This window comes from Pseudomonas sp. DTU12.1 (genome assembly GCF_009873475.1).
Lineage (GTDB): Bacteria > Pseudomonadota > Gammaproteobacteria > Pseudomonadales > Pseudomonadaceae > Aquipseudomonas > Aquipseudomonas proteolytica.
On sequence record NZ_CP045254.1, the window covers coordinates 3,969,052 to 3,988,729 of the forward strand.

At 61.0% G+C, this 19,678-nt stretch carries 21 protein-coding genes and 2 pseudogenes; 12 read left to right on the forward strand and 11 right to left on the reverse strand.

What is annotated here, in order from left to right; genetic code table 11:
• The first annotated feature begins 41 nt into the window (after positions 1 to 41).
• The 3 genes from GDV60_RS17340 to GDV60_RS17350 all read left to right on the forward strand — a co-directional run bounded on the left by GDV60_RS17340 (position 42) and on the right by GDV60_RS17350 (position 1,102).
• On the forward strand, positions 42 to 389 hold the full coding sequence (locus GDV60_RS17340) for a hypothetical protein (protein WP_029296625.1): 348 nt from the start codon (positions 42 to 44) through the stop codon (positions 387 to 389).
• A 230-nt stretch (positions 390 to 619) separates the two neighbouring features.
• A complete protein-coding gene (locus tag GDV60_RS17345) occupies positions 620 to 814 on the forward strand; it encodes a hypothetical protein (protein WP_029296627.1) in 195 nt (64 codons plus the stop codon).
• Positions 815 to 922: 108 nt separating this feature from the next.
• Complete coding sequence (locus GDV60_RS17350; protein ID WP_029296629.1) at positions 923 to 1,102, forward strand: hypothetical protein; 180 nt, start codon at positions 923 to 925, stop codon at positions 1,100 to 1,102.
• On the opposite strand, the gene GDV60_RS17355 is transcribed toward GDV60_RS17350, so the two are convergent.
• Positions 1,099 to 2,166: an AI-2E family transporter gene (locus GDV60_RS17355; RefSeq protein WP_133715037.1), complete on the reverse strand. Its 1,068-nt coding sequence runs from the start codon at positions 2,164 to 2,166 to the stop codon at positions 1,099 to 1,101. The genes GDV60_RS17350 and GDV60_RS17355 overlap by 4 nt on opposite strands.
• Positions 2,167 to 2,328: 162 nt before the next feature.
• Here GDV60_RS17355 and yegQ point away from each other — a divergent pair, with 162 nt between their 5' ends.
• Complete coding sequence (yegQ, locus tag GDV60_RS17360; protein WP_029296634.1) at positions 2,329 to 3,648, forward strand: tRNA 5-hydroxyuridine modification protein YegQ; 1,320 nt, start codon at positions 2,329 to 2,331, stop codon at positions 3,646 to 3,648.
• Between the two features lie 112 nt (positions 3,649 to 3,760).
• On the opposite strand, the gene GDV60_RS27125 is transcribed toward yegQ, so the two are convergent.
• The 3 genes and pseudogenes from GDV60_RS27125 to GDV60_RS17370 form a co-directional block, all read right to left on the reverse strand.
• Positions 3,761 to 4,582, reverse strand: coding sequence for a methyl-accepting chemotaxis protein (locus tag GDV60_RS27125; RefSeq protein ID WP_371923830.1), 822 nt, complete (start codon positions 4,580 to 4,582; stop codon positions 3,761 to 3,763).
• 36 nt (positions 4,583 to 4,618) lie between these two features.
• Positions 4,619 to 5,440, reverse strand: a pseudogene (locus GDV60_RS27130) (cache domain-containing protein); the annotation flags it as partial.
• 163 nt (positions 5,441 to 5,603) lie between these two features.
• On the reverse strand, positions 5,604 to 6,923 hold the full coding sequence (locus GDV60_RS17370) for a Na+/H+ antiporter family protein (protein WP_166647879.1): 1,320 nt from the start codon (positions 6,921 to 6,923) through the stop codon (positions 5,604 to 5,606).
• A 238-nt stretch (positions 6,924 to 7,161) separates the two neighbouring features.
• Here GDV60_RS17370 and GDV60_RS17375 point away from each other — a divergent pair, with 238 nt between their 5' ends.
• Positions 7,162 to 9,309 (forward strand): methyl-accepting chemotaxis protein, encoded by a 2,148-nt coding sequence (locus GDV60_RS17375; RefSeq protein WP_159908223.1) that lies wholly within the window; start codon positions 7,162 to 7,164, stop codon positions 9,307 to 9,309.
• Between the two features lie 34 nt (positions 9,310 to 9,343).
• Here GDV60_RS17375 and GDV60_RS17380 read toward each other — a convergent pair.
• The 7 genes and pseudogenes from GDV60_RS17380 to GDV60_RS17410 form a co-directional block, all read right to left on the reverse strand.
• Positions 9,344 to 9,730 (reverse strand): annotated as a pseudogene (locus GDV60_RS17380) (DUF1850 domain-containing protein); the annotation flags it as partial.
• Positions 9,727 to 11,754, reverse strand: a complete 2,028-nt coding sequence (locus GDV60_RS17385) for a TRAP transporter permease (RefSeq protein WP_159908225.1) — start codon at positions 11,752 to 11,754, stop codon at positions 9,727 to 9,729. The gene GDV60_RS17385 and the pseudogene GDV60_RS17380, both read right to left, overlap by 4 nt.
• Before the next feature lie 126 nt (positions 11,755 to 11,880).
• Positions 11,881 to 12,834, reverse strand: a complete 954-nt coding sequence (locus GDV60_RS17390) for a TAXI family TRAP transporter solute-binding subunit (protein ID WP_133715041.1) — start codon at positions 12,832 to 12,834, stop codon at positions 11,881 to 11,883.
• A gap of 201 nt (positions 12,835 to 13,035) precedes the next feature.
• On the reverse strand, positions 13,036 to 14,355 hold the full coding sequence (locus GDV60_RS17395; RefSeq protein ID WP_070995558.1) for a sensor histidine kinase: 1,320 nt from the start codon (positions 14,353 to 14,355) through the stop codon (positions 13,036 to 13,038).
• Complete coding sequence (locus GDV60_RS17400) at positions 14,352 to 15,020, reverse strand: response regulator transcription factor (RefSeq protein ID WP_029296647.1); 669 nt, start codon at positions 15,018 to 15,020, stop codon at positions 14,352 to 14,354. Before GDV60_RS17400 ends, GDV60_RS17395 begins: the two co-directional genes overlap by 4 nt.
• Positions 15,020 to 15,334: a PepSY domain-containing protein gene (locus GDV60_RS17405; RefSeq protein WP_029296649.1), complete on the reverse strand. Its 315-nt coding sequence runs from the start codon at positions 15,332 to 15,334 to the stop codon at positions 15,020 to 15,022. Before GDV60_RS17405 ends, GDV60_RS17400 begins: the two co-directional genes overlap by 1 nt.
• On the reverse strand, positions 15,334 to 15,642 hold the full coding sequence (locus tag GDV60_RS17410; protein WP_029296650.1) for a PepSY domain-containing protein: 309 nt from the start codon (positions 15,640 to 15,642) through the stop codon (positions 15,334 to 15,336). The genes GDV60_RS17405 and GDV60_RS17410 overlap by 1 nt, the downstream gene beginning before the upstream one ends.
• A gap of 159 nt (positions 15,643 to 15,801) precedes the next feature.
• On the opposite strand from GDV60_RS17410, the gene GDV60_RS17415 reads away from it, so the two are divergent.
• The 7 genes from GDV60_RS17415 to GDV60_RS17445 all read left to right on the forward strand — a co-directional run bounded on the left by GDV60_RS17415 (position 15,802) and on the right by GDV60_RS17445 (position 19,678).
• Entirely contained in the window at positions 15,802 to 16,881 is a 1,080-nt protein-coding gene (locus GDV60_RS17415; protein WP_159908226.1) for a patatin-like phospholipase family protein, read from the forward strand.
• Between the two features lie 127 nt (positions 16,882 to 17,008).
• Positions 17,009 to 17,590, forward strand: coding sequence for a hypothetical protein (locus tag GDV60_RS17420; protein WP_133715042.1), 582 nt, complete (start codon positions 17,009 to 17,011; stop codon positions 17,588 to 17,590).
• 3 nt (positions 17,591 to 17,593) lie between these two features.
• Positions 17,594 to 17,806 carry a helix-turn-helix transcriptional regulator gene (locus GDV60_RS17425; RefSeq protein ID WP_029296656.1) on the forward strand — a complete coding sequence of 71 codons (213 nt, stop codon included), beginning with the start codon at positions 17,594 to 17,596 and terminating at the stop codon, positions 17,804 to 17,806.
• Between the two features lie 382 nt (positions 17,807 to 18,188).
• On the forward strand, positions 18,189 to 18,506 hold the full coding sequence (locus GDV60_RS17430) for a hypothetical protein (protein ID WP_159908227.1): 318 nt from the start codon (positions 18,189 to 18,191) through the stop codon (positions 18,504 to 18,506).
• A gap of 141 nt (positions 18,507 to 18,647) precedes the next feature.
• Complete coding sequence (gene queD / locus GDV60_RS17435) at positions 18,648 to 19,004, forward strand: 6-carboxytetrahydropterin synthase QueD (protein ID WP_003190259.1); 357 nt, start codon at positions 18,648 to 18,650, stop codon at positions 19,002 to 19,004.
• 105 nt (positions 19,005 to 19,109) lie between these two features.
• The gene (locus tag GDV60_RS17440) at positions 19,110 to 19,484 is read left to right on the forward strand and encodes a hypothetical protein (RefSeq protein ID WP_133715043.1); all 375 of its coding nucleotides are present in this window, start codon (positions 19,110 to 19,112) and stop codon (positions 19,482 to 19,484) included.
• Complete coding sequence (locus GDV60_RS17445) at positions 19,481 to 19,678, forward strand: helix-turn-helix transcriptional regulator (protein WP_092238715.1); 198 nt, start codon at positions 19,481 to 19,483, stop codon at positions 19,676 to 19,678. Before GDV60_RS17440 ends, GDV60_RS17445 begins: the two co-directional genes overlap by 4 nt.

Below are 19,678 nucleotides of genomic sequence, written 5' to 3' on the forward strand. Positions count from 1 at the left end.
AGTCTCAGACCACAAGCGCAGGGGCCAACCGAGGAAAGACCATGATGCGTAAAATCCCCAGGATCGCCTTGCTGATCGGTGCACTTGCTGTAGCCGGCCAAGCCTCCGCCCATGGTGGTGGTTGGGGTGGCCCGGCCGTTTTGGGTGCAGTTGTCGGCGCAGCCGTGGTGGGTTCAGTGATCGCCAGCCATGATCGGCCGGTGTATGTGCAGCAACAACCTGTGTACTACCAGCCGCAGCCGGTGTATGCCGCACCGCCACCGGTCTATTACCAGCCACCACCGGTGTACGTGCAGCAGCCGGTTTATTACCGCCCGGCGCCGGTGTATTACGGGCCACCACGTGGCTACTACGGCCCGCCCCGAGGCTATTACGGGCGCGGCTGGTAAGCCCGGTATATAAAGCCCCGCATTCCAGGCGGGGCTTTTTTGTGGGTGCAGGGTCTGAATAAATCTCGCCGGGGTCGTTATGGAGACATCGCCGACGGTTAAATCCGACATTATTAAGGCCAAAGTGTACTTGCCCAACCGGGGGGCGCGCTGTCATGTTTGTGTCACGCGGCACTCTCACTATCGAAACGGTCCCCCATAACAGGTCATAACAACAAGGACGCCCCAGCATGCCCACACAAAACCCGCACCGCACCGCCGGCCTCTGCACTTCCAGCAAGGTCTACAGCGCCTTGACTGAACTCAAGCACCTTGAAGGCCACCGCAGTGCCAAGTTTCTCTCGTTGCTCGCAGAAAACCTGGTCCACAAGGGCCTGCTCAATGAACAAGAAGTGCTGCACATGCTGGACCAGGTGGTGGACTGAGCCCTGTCGGCGCAGCCTCGATGGCAGTGATGTTGACTATCGAGCAGGGTGATTTTCCCTCGCCGCTCGGCCGCCGTAAGGTGAACTCCATCAGCAATGGAGGTACATATGCCCACTATCCAGATCATGTCCGTCGTTGGCAGTGCCGTCCCCGGCCCCCTGCGCAAACTGGGTTTGCTCGCCTGTTGGTACCTGGTACGCGACGGTGAAGCCATCAGCGGGCCCCTGGCCTCGTTGCCCGACGCCCAGGCCCTGTCCCGCAAGATGGCCCACTGCTTCTCAGCCTAGGGCAATGGCAGCCGCACCCGGGGTTTGGTCTCGACAAACAGCGCCCAGCTGGAGATAAACAGTGCGGCGATCAATGGGCCGATGACAAAGCCATTGAGGCCGAACACCGACAGCCCGCCCAGGGTCGAGATCAGGATCAGGTAATCCGGCATCTTGGTGTCCTTGCCCACCAGGATCGGGCGCAGCACATTGTCCACCAGGCCAATCACAAATACCCCGAACAAGGCCAGCACCACCCCTTGCCAGATTGAACCGCTGAGCAGGAAGTACGCAGCCACCGGCCCCCACACAATCCCCGCCCCCACCGCAGGCAGCAACGACAGGAACGCCATCAATACCGCCCAGAGCAACGCGCTGGGAATGTCCAGGAACCAGAAGATCAGGCCACCCAGTGCGCCCTGAGTCACCGCCACCAGCACATTGCCTTTGACGGTTGCGCGCACCACGCGGTTGAATTTCAGTTGCAGGCGACGCTTCTGCGGCTCGGCCAGCGGCACTGCCGTGCGCACTTTGCGCACCAGTTCGGGACCGTCGCGCAGCAGGAAGAACAGCAAGTACAGCATGATGAAAAAGCTCACCAGGAAATCAAAGGTGCCCTGGCCGAAGCTGAACGCCTGGCTGGCGAAGAACTGGCTGCCCTGCATCGCGCCCTTGACGATTTTCTCGCGCAGGCCCTCCAGGTTGCCCATGCCGAAGCGGTCCAGCAGGTGCTGGAAGTACGGCGGCAGGAAGTTCTTGAATTGTTCGATGTAGCCCGCCACATCCAGCTTGCCGCTCTCGACGTTCTTGTACAGCGTCGCCCCCTCCTGCACCAGCAAGGCGCTGGTGATGATCACCGGTAAAATCGCGATCACCAGGCACACCATCAAGGTGCACAGCGACGTGAGGTTGCGGTTCCAGCCAAACTTGAGCTGCAGGCGCCGCTGCATGGGCGCAAAAATGATCCCGAGGATGATCGCCCAGAACACCGCGCCATAGAACGGCAACAGGATCCAGAAGAAGCCGATAGTCACCACGACCAGCAGCAACAGCAGGGTTTTGAATTGCAGATTCGTTTGGTTCATGTCCGATCCGTACCAGAAAAACGCCGGGCGCCCAGCGCGCCCTGTTGCTTAGTCCACCGCGCATCCGGCGAGTGCCATCTTTATTTCTACAGCGTAGACCCAGATCAATAAGCGCCCGGCCCGGCTCGGCTACCCTGCCGCCCTTTTGCGACCTGAATCCCCATGCCCCCTGTCCTCGCTCCCGAATTGCTCGCCCCCGCTGGCACCCTGAAAAACATGCGCTACGCCTTTGCGTACGGCGCCGATGCGGTCTACGCCGGCCAGCCGCGCTACAGCTTGCGGGTGCGCAACAACGAGTTCGACCACGCCAACCTGGCCCTGGGTATCGCCGAGGCCCAGGCCCAGGGCAAGCGCTTTTATGTCGTGGTCAACATCGCGCCGCACAACGCCAAGCTGAAGACCTTTCTCAAGGACCTGGAACCGGTGATCGCCATGGGCCCGGACGCGCTGATCATGTCTGACCCCGGCTTGATCATGCTGGTGCGCCGGCACTTCCCGCAGATGCCGATCCACCTGTCAGTACAGGCCAACACGGTGAACTGGGCCAGCGTCGAGTTCTGGCAACAGCAAGGCATCTGCCGGATCATCCTGTCGCGGGAACTGTCCCTGGAAGAAATCGCCGAAATCCGCCAACAAGTGCCGGCCATGGAGTTGGAAGTGTTTGTGCATGGAGCACTGTGCATGGCCTATTCCGGGCGCTGCCTGTTGTCGGGGTATATGAACAAGCGCGATGCCAACCAGGGCACCTGCACCAACGCCTGCCGCTGGAAGTACCAGGCCAGCCCCGCCGTCGAAAACAGCGTGGGCGATATCGTCCAGCAGTATCAGCCCGAACCGACCCTGGGCCTTGGCGCGCCCACCGACCAGGTGTTCCTGCTCCAGGAGGCCAACCGCCCCGATGAGCAGATGCCGGCCTTCGAGGACGAGCACGGCACCTACATCATGAACGCCAAGGACCTGCGGGCGGTACAGCACGTCGAGCGCCTGACGCAGATGGGCGTGCACTCGCTGAAGATCGAGGGCCGCACCAAATCCCACTTCTATGTGGCACGCACCACCCAGGTGTACCGCCAGGCCATTGATGACGCCGTGGCCGGGCGCGCGTTCGACCGTGGCTTGATGACCAATCTCGAATCCCTGGCCCAGCGCGGCTACACCGAAGGCTTCCTGCGCCGCCATGTGCATGACGAGTACCAGAACTACCAGAACGGTAGCTCGGTTTCCGAGCGCCAGCAGTTTGTCGGCGAGTTGACCGGCGAGCGGCGCGGGGAACTGGCCGAGGTCAAGGTGAAGAACCGCTTTGCGCTGGGCAACCACCTGGAGTTGATGACCCCGGCGGGGAATTTCCATTTTGACTTGGGGAGGATGCATAACGCCAAGGGCGAGGCGATCGAGGTGGCGCCGGGGGATGGGCACACGGTGTATGTGCCGGTGCCGTTGGAGATGGATATCGGGTTTGGGTTGTTGATGCGGGATGTATAGGTATCTGTGAGGGTCTCATCGCGAGGCCCGCCCCCACACTTGGTCTGTGAACAGGGTCAAATGTGGGAGCGGGCCTCGCGATGAGGCCAGAACAAGCACCGCAATTGCCAGGTCAGATCCTGAACTGCCCCACCAACTGCCCCAATCGCTGCCCCAGATCCGCCAGGCTGCGTGAAGTCTGCGCGCCCTGCTGGGTCTCGTCCGCCACACTGTCCACTGCCACCGCAATCTGATGCACGCTGCGGTTGATCTCTTCCGCCACGGCGGTTTGCTCTTCCGCGGCGCTGGCGATCTGCGCGTTCATCGTGTTGATGGTGCCGATCAACTGCGCCATGGTATCGAGGGACGCCCCGGCCTCATTGGCCTGGGCCGAGGTGCCGTCGCCGGCATCGCTGGAGCGGCGCATGGATTCCACAGCCGCCTCGGTGCCCTTTTGCAGGCGGTCGATCATGCCCTGGATTTCCTGGGTGCTTTGTTGGGTGCGGCTGGCCAGTGCGCGCACTTCATCGGCCACCACCGCAAAGCCACGCCCGGCTTCACCGGCGCGGGCCGCTTCGATGGCGGCGTTGAGGGCCAGCAGGTTGGTCTGCTCGGCAATCGAGCGGATCACCCCGAGCACGCTGACAATCGACGATACGTCCTGTTGCAGGCTGTCCAGGGACACGCCGCTGCTGCGGATGTCATTCACCAGTGCATGAATCTGCGCGATGCTGCCATCCACCACGCGTTTGGCGGCCTGGCCTTCGGCGTCGGTCTGCTGCGCCGCCACCGCGGCGCCCTGGGCACTGCGGGCCACTTCATGGGCGGCAGACGACATTTCGTTGATCGCCGTGGCCACCTGGTCAGTCTCCTGGCGCTGGCGCTCCATGGCCTGTTCCGAACGGTGGGCCTGCTCGGATACCTGGCTGACCAGGCCGGTCAGTTGCGAAGTCATGTCGGTGATCTGGCGCACCAAGCCATGGATCTTGTCGACAAACCGGTTGAACGAACCCGCCAGTTCACCCAACTCGTCCTGGCTGGTGATTGCCAGGCGGCGGGTCAAATCACCCTCGCCGGCAGCGATGTCGTCGAGGTTGGCCTTCATCAGGTGCAAGGGGCGCAGGATGGTATTGGCCAGCACCATGCCCACTGCCGCAATCAGCAACAGCAGGACCACAGCGATACCGACGATGCTCAACAACACCCCTTCCATACGTTCGTTGACCTTGGCTTCCACCTCACTGACCAGCGCATCGATACCGTCGAGGTTGACCGACGTACCGATCACCATGTCCCACTTGGGCAAGTATTCGGTGTAGCCAAGCTTGGGCACCAGTTCGGTTTGCCCCGGCTGGGTCGAGCTGTATTGCAGGTAGTGGGTGCCGTCCTTGCCGACCTTCACCAGGTCGCGGTTGACGTAGACGCCGTTGGGGTCACGGTTGTCCTTGAAGCTTTTGCCCACGCCATCGGGGCTATTGCCCTTGAACAGGCGGATGGTCTCGGAGTCGTAGCCAAAGAAATATCCGTCCTTGCCGTAGGTGGTGTTGGACAACAGCTTGACCACCTGCGCCCGCGCCTGCGTATCGCCAGGAGCGGCGGCGTCGTACAGCGGCTTGATGGTGGTCATCGCCACTTCCACGTAACTCTGCAGGGTGGCCTTGGCATTGTTGAGCAGCCGCTCGCGGGTTTCAGCCACCTCGCTGCGCGCCTGTTCCTTGAGGATCCATACCGTGGTCAGGCTGATGACCACGGCAAACAACAACACCGGCAGTACGGCGAGGGACAGGACTTTGGCCTTCAGACTCAGACGCATGGATCTTCTCTCTTATAGGGCAGCGTTAACAGGTTAACGGCCCTGAGAGAAAAAACTGTAGGAGCGAGCTTGCTCGCGAAAATCGTCGGCAATAACACCGGCATCCTGGATGGACGCGGTGCCCTTGAATCCTTCGCGAGCAAGCTCGCTCCTACAGGAGAGGTCAGAGGGTCATCGCGGCAAACCAGCCGAACACCAGCAGCGGCAGGTTGTAGTGCAGGAAGGTCGGGACCACGGTGTCCCAGATATGGTGGTGCTGGCCGTCGATGTTCAAACCCGAGGTCGGTCCCAGGGTGGAGTCCGACGCTGGCGAACCGGCATCGCCCAGGGCGCCAGCGGTGCCGACGATGCAGACAATGGCCAGGGGGCTGAAGCCCAGTTGCACACACAGCGGCACGAAAATCGCCGCCAGGATCGGTACCGTGGAAAACGACGAGCCGATCCCCATGGTCACCAGCAACCCCACCAGCAACATCAACAGCGCGCCCACGCCACGGCTATGGCCGATAAACGCCGCAGAGGCCTGCACCAGCGTCTGCACCTGGCCGGTGGCCTTGAGCACTTCGGCAAACCCGGAGGACGCGATCATGATGAAGCCGATCATCGCCATCATCTTCATGCCTTCGGTGAACAGGTCATCGGTGTCGCGCCAGCGCACGATGCCCGACACCGAGAAGATCAGGAAACCCGCCAGGGCACCAATGATCATTGAGTCCAGCCACAGTTGGATGATAAACGCCGAGGCAATGGCCAGCCCGGCTACCAGCAGGGTCAGCGGGTTGTATTGCACCGCCACTTGCTCGACCCGCTCGATTTTCTCCAGGTCGTAGACGCGCTTCTTGCGGTAGCTGATAAACACCGCCACCAACAGGCCGAACACCATGCCCAGCGCCGGGATGCCCATGGCGTGGGTCACATTGACCTGGCTGATATCCACCCCACTCTTGGCGACGTTGGCCAGCAGGATCTGGTTGAGGAAGATGTTGCCGAAGCCCACCGGCAGGAACATGTACGGGGTGATCAGGCCAAAGGTCATGACACAGGCGATCAGGCGCCGGTCAATCTGCAACTTGGTCAGCACATACAGAAGAGGCGGCACCAGCAGCGGGATAAAGGCGATATGGATCGGCAGGATGTTCTGCGAGGCAATCGCCACCGCACCCAGCAGGCAGATCAGCAGCCATTTGACATGACTGCCGCCCGTCGCTTCCTGGCGATCCACCAGCAGCAGCGCCTTGTCCGCCAGGGCGTGGGCCAGGCCGGACTTGGCGATCGCCACGGCGAAAGCACCGAGCAATGCGTAAGACAGCGCCACCGTGGCGCCGCCGCCCAGGCCGCTGTTGAATGCGCTGAGCGTCGCGTCGATGCCAAGACCTCCGGTCAAGCCGCCGACCAGGGCGCCGACGATGATCGCGATGACCACATGCACGCGGGACAGGCTCAGCACGAGCATGGTGCCGACCGCGGCGATTACTGCGTTAATCATGGTTACCTCAGGACAGAAACATAAAAACAACACGCGCCGGCACCCTGGCCAAATGGCGACCACGGCACACGCAGAAAAGGAGTTTTATTAGAGGGCGCGCACTTTGCAGCAGCCGACACGCCATGTCAAAGCGCGACGTCGTAAACAGAATTCAATTGATCGTATGAATAAAGAAAAAAACCGGGCGGCCGATACAACGGATCATCTCTGTCGTAACGAAGGTTAAAAGATCTCCATGTCGCTCAGGCAGCTGTCCATTCAATGGAAAATCACCCTCCTCGCCGGCCTTTGTCTGTTGGGGATCGTGACCCTGCTAGTGGGTCTTTCGCTGTATCGCATGGATCAGAGCTCACATAGGGTCCAGACCTCCAGCACGCAGATGCTCAATGTCGCGGCCCAATCGCGCATCGAAGCCCAGGGGGAAGTCCAGGCGCTGGGCATCCGCCAACAGTTTATGGACGCTTACCAGTACGGCCATGGTTTTTCGCGCCAGGTGCTGTTTTTGCGGGAACAGGCCGAGAAGCGCTTCCTTGATGCCTTTGACTTGCGTGAAGACCTGACGCGCCAAGTCAAGGCCGCGCTGCAGGCCAATCCGGACCTGCTGGGCCTTTCCCTGGTGTTCGAAGCCAATGCCCTGGATGGCAAGGATGAGTTGTTTACCGGCCAGGACGAGCTGGGCAGTAACGAGAAGGGCCGCTTCGCCCTGTACTGGTCGCAGCCGACACCCGGCAAGCTGACCTCGATGGCACTGCCGGAAAGCGACATGTCCGACACCAGCGTCGGCCCCAGCGGCGAAAAGGCCAACACCTGGTTCACCTGCCCGCGCACTACCCTCAAACCGTGCGTGATCGAACCGTACTTTTATGTGATCGACGGGCAAAACGTGTTGCTCACCAGCATCGTGTTCCCCCTCACGGTCAATGGCAAAGTCATCGCCTCGCTGTCGGTGGACATCAACCTCAACAGCCTGCAGGCGGTCAGCCAGAATGCCAGCCGCAAGCTGTATGACGGCCAGACCAAGGTCAGCATCATCAGCCCGGTAGGTTTGCTCGCCGGCTACAGCCCGGATGCAAGCAAGCTCAGCCAGCGCCTGGACAGCGTCGACACCACCAGCGGCGCACAACTGATCAGTGCCATGGCCAACAGTACCCAAACCTACAGCCTGCGCACCGGCCAGCAACTCAAGGTGCTGGCGCCGTTCCAGCCAATTCCCGATGGCAAGTCCTGGGGCGTGTTACTGGACGTGCCGGAACAAGTCCTGATCGGCCCCGCCCAAGCCCTCAAGGCCGAACTGGATGCCGACAACACCAAAGGCACCTTGCTGGAACTGGGCCTGGGCTTGCTCGCCGCGATTGTCGGTTTGCTGTTGGTGTGGCTGATGGCCCGTAGCGTCACCCGGCCAATCCTCGGCGTGGCCCGTATGCTGGAGGATATCGCCAGCGGCGAAGGCGACCTGACCAGGCGCCTGGCCTACGACAAGCGCGACGAACTCGGTGAACTGGCCAGTTGGTTCAACCGTTTCCTCGACAAGCTGCAACCGATCATTGCCGAGGTCAAACGCTCGGTGCAGGACGCGCGCAGCACCGCCGACCAATCGGCGGCGATTGCCAGCCAGACCAGTGCCGGCATGGACCAGCAATACCGCCAGGTCGACCAGGTGGCCACCGCCTCCCACGAAATGAGCGCCACCGCCCAGGACGTCGCACGCAGCGCTGCCCAGGCCGCACACGCCGCCCGCGATGCCGATCAGGCCACCCGTGAAGGCCTGACCGTGATCGACCGCACCACCACCAGCATCGGCCACCTTGCCGCCGATATGAGTACGGCGATGGCCCAGGTCGAAGGCCTGGCGGCCAATAGCGAGCAGATCGGCTCTGTGCTGGAAGTGATCCGCGCGATTGCCGAACAGACCAACCTGCTGGCCCTCAACGCCGCCATCGAAGCTGCCCGCGCCGGTGAGGCCGGGCGTGGTTTTGCGGTGGTCGCCGATGAAGTGCGCAACCTCGCGCGGCGCACCCAGGAGTCGGTGGAAGAAACCCGCCAGGTGATCGAACAGTTGCAAAACGGCACCCAGGATGTGGTGAGCTCCATGAGTAACAGCCATCGCCAGGCCCAAGGCAGTGTGGAACAGGTCGGCCAGGCAGTGACGGCATTGCGCCAGATCGGCGATGCGGTGACGGTGATCAGCGACATGAACCTGCAAATCGCCAGCGCTGCCGAACAACAAAGCGCGGTGGCCGAGGAGATCAACAGCAATGTGGCGACGATTCGCGACGTGACCGAGTCGCTGTCGGGTCAGGCCAATGAGTCGGCCCGGGTCAGCCAGACACTCAATAGCCTGGCCAATCAGCAACAAGGCTTGATGGATCAGTTCCGGGTTTGATGGCAATTTGAAATGCACTGGGTTGGGCGCCGTACGTCGCGAGCTCACAACTCCAGAGCTCCAACGCCGGCTGGCTCGCCTGTGGCGGGCCAAGCCAGGTACTCATCCACTGGCAGTGTTGGTTGAAACACAGTTGATAATCCCCGGCCTCAGGGGTTCGCCCCAAGCGCAGGGGTTGCAACGGGGGCAACTGACGCTGGTAATGCCAGCTGCCCTCGCGCAGTTGGGCGCCGTCCGGAATCTCCATACCGGCCCCCGAGCCCTTGACCCGTGCCTCCCCCAGCACCAACCCCGCAGGCGTTACGCGGTAATCCTCTTCCCAGCGCACTTTCTCGATCGTATGCGTCCAGGCCAGGGTGAAGGCCGGCGTGGGAACCTGCGCCCACACCGTCCCCGCCAAGCCCAGGCACAAACCGATCACACCGCGGCCACCTGGGCGCGATGGGCACGCCAGCAGTGCTGCGCAATCAACAGCGCTGCCAGGACGAAGCCGATTTCATCGCTTAACGGCGTTGCCAGAATCAAACTGGCACCGGCGGCAAAGCCCACCACCCGCTCCCACCCACTGAGCCTGGTCAGCAGGTAGCCAGTGAACACCGCGCCCCAGATACCGATGGCCAGCAGCGCCTTGGCCACCACATACAGGGTCGCCAGCAGGCTGTCGCCCTGCAGCATCAATGCCGGCTCGTACACCGCCATGAACGGCACGACAAACCCGGCCACGGCGATGCGGATCGCCCACAGACTGATTTTCAGGCCGCTTGCCCGGGCAATCGGCGCCGCCGCGAAACAGGCCAGCGCTACCGGCGGCGTGAGGTCGGCCATGATGCCGAAATAGAACACGAACATATGCGACACAATCAGCGGCACGCCCAGGTCCAACAGGGCCGGTGCGGCAATCGAGCTGGTGATGATGTAGTTGGGAATGGTCGGTATGCCCATGCCCAGCACCAGGCAGGTAAGCATGGTGAGTACCAGCGAAAGGAACAGATTGTCCTGGCCGATAGCGAGGATGTAGCCGGCAAAGGTCGAGGCCACCCCGGTCAGCGACACCACCCCGATGATCACCCCCACCAGCGCGCAGGCGATGCCCACCGGCACGGCATGGCGTGCGCCTTCAACCAGGGCATGCAGGCAGATTGTCAGGGTGTCGCGGCCGCCCTTGATGAACCAGCACACCGCCACCAACAGCGCCACGACTCCAAACACCATGCCGATACCGAGCCGGAAGAAGCCCGCACACAGCACGCCCAGGACGATCCAGAAAACCAAACGCAGGGCCGTGGACGACACCCGCAGTATGATCGCCGAGCCCAGGATGACGATGGAGGTCAGTGCCAGGCCGACCATGCCGGAGAACAACGGAGTGCGTCCGGAGAACAGCAGGTAGATCAGCACGAATAACGGGATCAGCAGATACCAGCGCTGCTTCACCGCGGCCCAGGGGTTCGGGCATTCGCTCTTGGGCAAGCCGCACAGGTTGGAACGTTTGGCTTCCAGGTGAACCATCCAGAACACCGAGCCAAAGTACAACATGGCCGGAATCAACGCGGCCTTGGCCACTTCGAAGAACGGCACGTTGATCGTCTCGGCCATGATAAAAGCCACCGCGCCCATGATCGGCGGCATGATCTGGCTGCCCATCGACGAGGTCGCTTCCACGCCCCCGGCAAACGCCGATTTGTAGCCAAAGCGCTTCATCAACGGGATGGTGAATTGGCCGGTGGTGACTACGTTGGCCACCCCCGAACCGGTGATGGTACCCATCAGCGCCGACGACACCACCGACACCTTCGCCGGGCCACCGAGCTTATGGCCGAACAGGCCCATGGCGAAGTCGGTGAACAGTTTGATCATCCCAGCTTGCTCGAGGAACGCGCCGAACAGGATAAACAGGAAGATATACGTGGCCGAGACATAGGTCGGCGTGCCGTACAGCCCCTCGGTGCCAAAGGCCAGTTGGTTGACGATCTGGTCAATGGCATAGCCGCGGTGCATCAGGTCGCCCGGCAGGTACTGGCCAAACAGGCCGTAGGCCAGGAACAGCGCACAGATCAGCGGCAAGGCAATCCCCATCACCCGCCGCGCGGCTTCGAACACCAGCACGATCAGCACCAGGCCGACGACCATGTCGCTGCCGGTCAGGTCGCCGGAGCGTTGAATCAGCGCGGCTTCGAAATACCACTGGTAGAACGCCGTAGCCATCCCGGCCAGCCCCAACAGCCAGGCCAGCGGTTGCCAGGGCTGGGCCTTGCCCCGCGCCGGAAAGCACAGAAATACCACCAGCAGCAGAAAGCCCACGTGCACGGCCCGCAGAATCTGGCTGGAGACCGGGTGGAAGGCTGCGGTGATGATTTGGAACACGGAAAACAACAGCGCGACATAAAACAGTGCTCGGGGCCAATCCCTGGGATTGGCGGCGAGGCTTTGGTCTTGCTCACTCATGCGGGTACTCCCACGTTACAACGTCGATAGACCAACAAAACCCGATGCGCGATGTACGAAGGTTTTATTCGCAGCCCAGGCAAATGCGCGCAGCGGTGGGTGCTGCACACAGCACCCACCTGCCGCCTACAGGACGCCTGCCTCCGTATAGAAGCGCTCGGCGCCCGGATGCAGCGGGATCGGCAGGCCCTTCGCTGCGCCTTCCAACTGGATATCCTTGGCGGCCGAGTGGGCATTGCCCAGGCGATCGAGGTTGTCGAACATGAGTTTGGTCATCTGGTAGGCCACGTCATCGGGCACGCCGTCATGGCTGACCAGGAGGTTGGTGATGGCCACTGTGGGTACATCGCTGGCCTGACCGTCGTAGGTGCCTGCCGGGATCGTGCCGGCCTGGTAGGCCGCGTTGTCGATCTTGGCGATGACCTCTGGGGGAATGGCAACGAAGGTGACCGGCATCGTTGCGGCCAGGTCACGGATCGCCGCCATGCCCAGGCCCGAAGACTGCAAGGTAGCGTCCAACTGGCGGTTCTTGATCAATTCGACCGACTCGGCGTAAGGCAGGAACTCGACCTTGCCCAGGTCTTCATAGTTCAGGCCAGCCGCCTTGAAGATCGCGCGGGCGTTGAGCTCGGTGCCGGATTTCGGCGCACCGACGGAGATGCGCTTGTTTTTCAGGTCGGCCAGGGTGGTGATGCCGGACTCCTGGCTGGCAACGATCTGGATGTAGTTCGGATAGGTGCCGGCAATCGCCCGCAGTTTTTGCAACGGGGCCCTGAAGCCCGCCTCTTCGACTCCATTCCACGCATCGGCTACCGAGTCACCCAGGGCAAAGGCCAGCTCGCCGCGACCGGCTTGTAGCAGGTTGAGGTTTTCTACCGACGCCTTGGTGGCCTGCACCGAGGTCTTCGACCCTTCGATGCCATTGCTGTAGAGCTGCGACAGGCCCACGCCGATCGGGTAATACACGCCGCTGGTACCCCCCGTCAGCACGTTGATAAATGTGGGGGCGGCGAGTGCTGCAGTACTTGTGGCAAAGGCTGCGGCAGCAGCAAACACACTGAAACGCTTGGTCATTCGCATGGGAGTCACCTTTTATCTTTCTTATTAGGTACCGAGCAAGCGAGTGCCCGGCTGGCAAGTGCTCTGACAGACACCATGCCTTGAGCGAAAAAAACACTCGGCATGGTCAGCCAGGTGGCTGTTATAAGCGAAATGGTTGTGGCCAGGCGTTACAAGGAAAAGCCTTGTTGCAAATCCCTACAAATCGAAAACAAAGTGCCATCAGCCCTGGCGTCGGGGTAACTCGATCAGCACCTTGAGGCCGCCGAACTCACTCTCATGCAACTGCAAAGTGCCACCCCACACCTCGACGATATCCCGCACGATCCCTAACCCCAGGCCATGGCCATCGGTCTGCTCATCCAGGCGAGTGCCTCGGCTGAACACCTGGCTACGCTGAGCCTCGGGAATCCCCGGCCCGTCATCCTCGACCCGCAGCTGAAAACTATGGGGCGCCTCGTCAATGCTCACGCGCACCTCGGCATCCGCCCATTTGCAGGCGTTGTCCAGCAGGTTGCCCAGCAGCTCCAGCAGGTCTTCACGGTCCCAAGGCAGCTGCAGGCCGGGGCGTACGTGGTAGCTCAGGTCCAGGTGCTCGCCGTGGATCATGTTCAAGGTCGCCAGCAGGCCTGGCAGTTCGCTGTCGCAGTCGAACAGTGCGCCGGGCAGGGTTTCACCGGCCAGGCGCGCGCGGTTGAGTTCGCGGTTGAGCCGTTGCTGCACCTGCTGCAACTGCTCGCGCAACAACTTGGCCAATTGCGGCTGGTCCTTGAGCTGCTCGCTGGACGCCACACTCAACAGCACTGCCAGGGGCGTCTTCAAGGCGTGGCCGAGGTTGCCCAGGGCGTTGCGCGAGCGTTTGAGGCTGTCTTCGGTATGGGCCAGCAGGTGATTGATCTGTGCCACCAGCGGCTCGAGTTCCACCGGCACCTGGGTGTCCAGTTGCGAGCGCTGGCCTTGCTGCAACTGCGCGATCTGCTCGCGGGCGGTCTCCAGCGGGCGCAGGGCCCGACGCACAGTGACCCGTTGCAGCAGCAGGATCAGCAGCAACGCCGCCATCCCCAGGACCAGGCCGACCTGGCGCATCAGGCGAAAACTCTCGCGCACCGGTGTGTAGTCCTGGGCCACGCTGATGGAAATCGCCTGGCCAAACCGTTTGTAGTCCGAGCGCAGTATCAGCAATTGCTGGCCTTCCGGGCCCAACTGCAGATTGCCCTGCAGGCCGGCCTGGGGCAGCTGCGGCAGTTCCTGGTCCCACAGGGAGCGGGAGCGCCAGTGGTTGTCGCTGAAGTCGATACGAAAATAATGCCCGGAGAACGGCCGCTGATAGGCCGGCGACAAGCGCTGTTCATCCAGTTGCACGCCACCGGGGCCACGCACCAGGGCCACCAGCAGGTTTTCACTGTCGTTGCGCAGGCCCGACTCCAGGTAGCGCTGCAAACCCATTTCGAACAGCCACAGGCTGGTTTGCGCCAGCACCAGGCCGACGATCACCATCACGCTGATCAGCCCCAGGCTCAAACGCCGCTGGATCGACCTCACGTGGGGCTGGCGCCAAAGCGATAACCCTGGCCGCGCCGGGTTTCAATCACGCTACGCCCCAGCTTGCGGCGCAGATGATTGACGTGCACTTCGAGGACGTTGGAGTCGCGCTCGGTTTCACCATCGTACAAGTGCTCGGCCAGGTGGCTTTTGGACAGGATCTGCTCGGGATGCAGCATGAAGTAGCGCAGCAGACGGAACTCGGCAGCGGTCAGTTGCACCTCGGCACCGTCGCGCATCACACATTGGCGGCCTTCATCCAGATGCAGGCCGGCGGCCTGCAGCGTCGGCTGGTTGGCCTGGCCATGGGAGCGGCGCAACAACGCCTGGATGCGCAGGTACAACTCTTCGGGGTGAAACGGTTTGCTCAGGTAATCGTCGGCTCCGGCCTTGAGCCCTTCGATGCGTTCGGCCCAGGAGTCACGGGCGGTGAGGATCAACACCGGGGTCGCCAGGGCGGCGGCGCGCCATTGGCTCAACACCTCAAGCCCCGGCAACCCGGGCAAGCCCAGATCGAGGATGATCAGGTCATACGGCTCGCTACGCCCCTGATACACCGCGTCACGACCGTCCGCCAGCCAATCCACGGCGTACCCCTGGGCTTTGAGCCCGGCCAGCAATTCATCGGCCAGGGGCACGTGGTCTTCCACCAGAAGCAGGCGCATCAGTCATCTTCCTCGTCTTTAAGCAGCGCGCCCGTGGTCGCGTCCAGTTTAATTTCCCGAACCACGCCATCGGTGGTCACCAGCTCTACTTCATAGACGTAGCGGTCGTGCTTGCTCTCAAGCTCGGCCTCCAGCAACCGGGACCCGGGATGCCGCGCCATGGCCTGCTGCAGCAGTTGCTCAAGGGACAGGATCACCCCTTGCTGGCGCAGCGCCAGGGCTTCGTCCTGATTGAGGTCTCGGGCAGCCACCACCGAGCAAAAGGCCAGGAGCACCAGCGCCAGTCGACTGCCGGTGCGTAGATTTACCTTCATTACGTATCCTGATGATCCTTGAGAACTTGCCCGGTGACAGCGTCCAATTCCACGTCCCACTCGACGCCCTGGGCATCGCGCAGGTCAACCTGGTAAATGTATTTGCCGTACTCCTGCTCCAACTCGGTCTCATGCACAGTGCCACCGGGATGTTTGGCCAGGGCGGCAGCGTTGAGCTTCTCGAACGACAGGATGGTACCAGCGTCACGCAGTTTCAGCGCTTCATCCGGTCCCAGGTCCCGGGCCTGGGCCAGGCCGGTGGTGAGGGCGATGATACTGGCGGCGATAACGGCTGTGAGGTATTTCATGATGATTCTCCATTTCAGGATGTTTTGCCTACGCTCCCTACAGTACGGATCGCAACTTAACTGAAACTGAATTGCCACCATGGCAATTGTCCCACAACACCTTGCCAGGCCCCCGGGAAGATTTCCTATACTGCCCTGCTCGCCTGCACAGAGATCGGTATGACCGCCATCCACATCAAGTTTCCAGCCCTGACGCTCAAGGCTGGCCAGCGCGCCTTTGCACGCATTCGCGAACAAGGCCTGCAGCCTGCCGACGTAGGAATTTTGCCCGGCGCAGCCGGGGGCCCCAAGGCCTTGGGCATACAGGGCCTGGACCTGGCGTTGTTCGGTGACTGGCTGGCACGCGCGCCCCGCGAGCGCTCGCTGATCGGTGCCTGCATCGGTTCCTGGCGCTTTGCCAGCGCCTGCCTGCCAGACCCTGTACAAGGCCTGCTCGACCTTGGTCGCTTGTACAACGAGCAACGCTTTGCCAAGGGTGTGACCATGGCCGAAGTCAGCCAGAGCTGCCAGCGCATGCTCGATGACCTGTTGGCCGGGCGCGATGCGACGCTGCTGGATAACCCGCACTATCGCCTGAATATCGTGGTCGTCAAAAGCCATGGCCTGCTGGCCGACGATCACCGTGGCCGCCTGGGCCTGGGCCTGTCCTCGGTAATCGCCGACAACCTGCGTGGCCGTGCGCGGCTGTCCCGGCATTTTGAGCGACTGATCATCCACGACCCGCGCCAGGCGCCGCCGCTGCACCCGCTCAAGGATTTCCCTTCGCGCTTCCTCGACCTGGAACTGGGCAACCTGCGCCAGGCACTGCTGGCGTCCGGCTCGATCCCCATGGTCATGCAAGGCGTGCGCGACCTGCCGGGCGCCGGTGCCGGCACCTATCGCGATGGCGGCCTGCTGGACTACCACCTCGACCTGCCCTACCACGGCGATGACATCGTGCTGTACCCGCACTTCACCGACCGGGTCATCCCCGGCTGGTTCGATAAGGGCCTGCCGTGGCGGCGCAGCAATCCCCAGGGTTTGCAGGATGTGTTGCTATTGGCGCCCTCACGGGAGTACCTGGCTCGCCTGCCCTACGGCAAATTGCCAGATCGCAGCGACTTCAAGCGCTTTGTGGGGGATGACGCCCGACGCAATCAGTACTGGCAAACCGCAATGAGTGAAAGCCAGCGGCTGGGTGATGAGTTCCTCGAACTGGCCGATAACGGCCGATTGGGTGAGCGCCTGATTGCCCTGTGACTCGATTTGATTCCTACCCCGAACGTTTAAGGATGCAGAGGGCGCCATTAATTTTTTGGAAAAAATTATTGTAATTCGATAATTATTCATGGATTATTCGCCCCATCAACTGCGCTTGGAACGACACATGGACAACAATCTGGATTCCGTCTCCACCAACAGCCGCCTGCGCTCCATCGGAGCCTTTGCCGCGTTGCTGGCGTGGGCCGTGGCACTTGTCGAGTTCGGCTGTACCCCATTGCTCTGGATCTTCGACTATTCGAATATCCTGGCCAGTCACCTGAGCACCTATGGCAGCCAGATGCCTTTGCTGTTGGCCCCGGACTATCAGCCATCGTCCCTGGCAACCGGCCTGCTTCTGGTATTGGATATGCTGCCTGCCGACCTGATGGTGGTTGCGCTGTTACTGACCGGCATTTTTTTCATGCGTCTTTCCAAAGGACAGATCTGGATCGAATCAAATATAAAGATGCTGTGGTGGATGGGACTTCTTTTTATTATCAGCCCACTGTTGGCACCTGTGATTTACACCCTCCAGGGTTTGGCCCTGGCGATTGATATGCCTTCCGGAGAGCGCGCCATCAGCATCGACATTGGTATTTCATCCACCGCTGTCTATGAAATCATCCAAGGCATATTTCTGTGTGCGTTCTCATTAATAGTGGCTGAGTCCAAGGCTATTAACGATGAAAACAAAAGCATCATATAAACCATGACGATCATTATTCGTTTGGACGTCATGATGGCGAAGAAAAAGATCCGCTCCAATCAGCTTGCAGAAGCCATTGGGATTACGGAAGCCAATCTGTCGCTATTGAAAAACGGAAAAATCAAAGGCTTTAAACTCGAAACCCTGAACAAGCTATGTATCGCTCTGGATTGCCAGCCCGGCGACTTGCTGGAATTCGAGAGTGAAGAGGCCTAGGCCTTGGAACATGCTGCCCGGCTCTTGGGCAGCGCTGTAGAACACTGATCAACTTAAAACGGATTACCCCCTATGACCCCCATAAAGCTCCTGGGCCTCTTTGCTGTTGCCCTGATTACCAGCGGCTGCAGCACCGGTAGTTTCAACCCGTCCTCGTTCAAGGTTTATGAACCAGGCACGCAGTTCGGCAACCGCTACGGCTCTTCATTCTGGTTGGACACTCCATGCCCTAAACGCGGTTGCGATAACAACAAGTTGTTCTTCAATCCAGCCCATCAAGAATCAACCATGGAAAGATACAATCATGGGTTCTGAGCGCCGAATAATGTATGGCCTTGGTTTGTTCCTGCTCCTGGCAGTGGGCCCAACAAGCGCACAAGACTTGCCCAATCTCTCGCTGCTCAAGCGGTATGGTGTTCCCGAAGATCAATTGCCCGCCGCCCCTGCCGACCTGGCACTGAACATCGAGCCGACGAAAAGCCGGTTTGAAATCAAGCCCGAGCGGCCATTGATCCGGGTCGAGAAAAACGGCGACCTTGTGTCTGAAACCACCGGCAACATCAGCATTGATAACGCGGCGGCCCAAGGCCAGGTGCAGTGTGCCCGTGCACTCGCAGAGTTGCAGCGGCGAGGGTCGCAGCACTCACTGCCGTGTGGGGACGGGGTCAAGGTCAGCACAACGTTGTGGTCCCAGGAATAACCGCGCTTGATACACGCCACTAGGTCGGCCCTTAAAACAGGTTAGAATGCGCGCCAAGTCGGTCGCCTGGGCCCATCAAGCGCCCACCCGACACTGACAACCGCACACCGCCCTAGAAACTCCTGCCTTACAGGTCATACCGTGGAAATTTTCAAAGAGTTCACATTCGAGTCCGCCCACCGCTTGCCTCACGTCCCCGAAGGCCATAAGTGCGGGCGCCTGCATGGTCACTCCTTCAAGGTGGCCATCCACCTGAGCGGCGACCTTGACCCGCATACCGGCTGGATCCGTGACTTTTCGGAGATCAAGGCGATTTTCAAGCCGCTCTATGAGCGCCTCGACCACAACTACCTCAACGACATCCCCGGCCTGGAGAACCCGACCAGCGAAGTGCTGGCCAAGTGGATCTGGAACGAGTTGAAGCCCTTGCTGCCGGAACTCAGCGCCATTCGTATCCATGAGACCTGCACCAGTGGCTGTATTTATCGCGGTGAGTAAATCCTGGAATTGATTGCAGGATCGAGCCTGCAAAATGTAAAGCGAGCTTGACACTCGACATTTGCCCTCCTAATGTAAAGCTCCCTTTACTTGCGGAACGCGCGCATGCCAATCAAACGCTATTTGGTGGAATTCTTCATCGCCCTGGCCGCCTATGTGGTTGCCGTGCTTGTCAGTACCCACTTTCTGGCCGACGCCCCCGAGGGCGCAGGGAAAATCTCCCTCGCCCTGGTCCCGGTCATTCCCCTCGTCGCCATGGCCTTGGTGGCGATCCGCCAATTGGGGCGAATGGATGAGATGGGCCGCAAGATTCAATTGGAAGCCCTGGGCATTGCATTTATCTGCACGGCGCTGATCACCTTCAGCTATGGCTTCCTGGAAACCGCCGGCCTGCCCCGCCTGTCGATGTTTTTTGTATGGCCCGTCATGGGCGGTATCTGGGCAATAGCCACGGTGATCGGCGCAAGGCGTTATCGATGAACAACCTGATGCGCCAATTGCGCACTGAGCGAGGCTGGTCCCAGGCGGATCTGGCGGCACAACTTGAAGTGTCGCGCCAGACCGTCAACGCCATCGAAACGGGCCGCTACGACCCCAGCCTGCCGTTGGCCTTCAAAATAGCCAGGCTGTTTGAACGGCCGATCGAGGCGATTTTTGAGGCCCCCTCGGCGTAA

Coding starts and splice junctions, on each gene's coding strand:
- GDV60_RS17340 (WP_029296625.1), top strand. CDS start 42: ATGATGCGTAAAATCCCCAGGATCGCCTTGCTGATCGGTGCACTTGCT.
- GDV60_RS17345 (WP_029296627.1), top strand. CDS start 620: ATGCCCACACAAAACCCGCACCGCACCGCCGGCCTCTGCACTTCCAGC.
- GDV60_RS17350 (WP_029296629.1), top strand. CDS start 923: ATGCCCACTATCCAGATCATGTCCGTCGTTGGCAGTGCCGTCCCCGGC.
- GDV60_RS17355 (WP_133715037.1), bottom strand. CDS start 2,166: ATGAACCAAACGAATCTGCAATTCAAAACCCTGCTGTTGCTGCTGGTC.
- yegQ (WP_029296634.1), top strand. CDS start 2,329: ATGCCCCCTGTCCTCGCTCCCGAATTGCTCGCCCCCGCTGGCACCCTG.
- GDV60_RS27125 (WP_371923830.1), bottom strand. CDS start 4,582: ATGACTTCGCAACTGACCGGCCTGGTCAGCCAGGTATCCGAGCAGGCC.
- GDV60_RS17375 (WP_159908223.1), top strand. CDS start 7,162: ATGTCGCTCAGGCAGCTGTCCATTCAATGGAAAATCACCCTCCTCGCC.
- GDV60_RS17385 (WP_159908225.1), bottom strand. CDS start 11,754: ATGAGTGAGCAAGACCAAAGCCTCGCCGCCAATCCCAGGGATTGGCCC.
- GDV60_RS17390 (WP_133715041.1), bottom strand. CDS start 12,834: ATGCGAATGACCAAGCGTTTCAGTGTGTTTGCTGCTGCCGCAGCCTTT.
- GDV60_RS17400 (WP_029296647.1), bottom strand. CDS start 15,020: ATGCGCCTGCTTCTGGTGGAAGACCACGTGCCCCTGGCCGATGAATTG.
- GDV60_RS17405 (WP_029296649.1), bottom strand. CDS start 15,334: ATGAAGGTAAATCTACGCACCGGCAGTCGACTGGCGCTGGTGCTCCTG.
- GDV60_RS17410 (WP_029296650.1), bottom strand. CDS start 15,642: ATGAAATACCTCACAGCCGTTATCGCCGCCAGTATCATCGCCCTCACC.
- GDV60_RS17415 (WP_159908226.1), top strand. CDS start 15,802: ATGACCGCCATCCACATCAAGTTTCCAGCCCTGACGCTCAAGGCTGGC.
- GDV60_RS17420 (WP_133715042.1), top strand. CDS start 17,009: ATGGACAACAATCTGGATTCCGTCTCCACCAACAGCCGCCTGCGCTCC.
- GDV60_RS17425 (WP_029296656.1), top strand. CDS start 17,594: ATGACGATCATTATTCGTTTGGACGTCATGATGGCGAAGAAAAAGATC.
- GDV60_RS17440 (WP_133715043.1), top strand. CDS start 19,110: ATGCCAATCAAACGCTATTTGGTGGAATTCTTCATCGCCCTGGCCGCC.
- GDV60_RS17445 (WP_092238715.1), top strand. CDS start 19,481: ATGAACAACCTGATGCGCCAATTGCGCACTGAGCGAGGCTGGTCCCAG.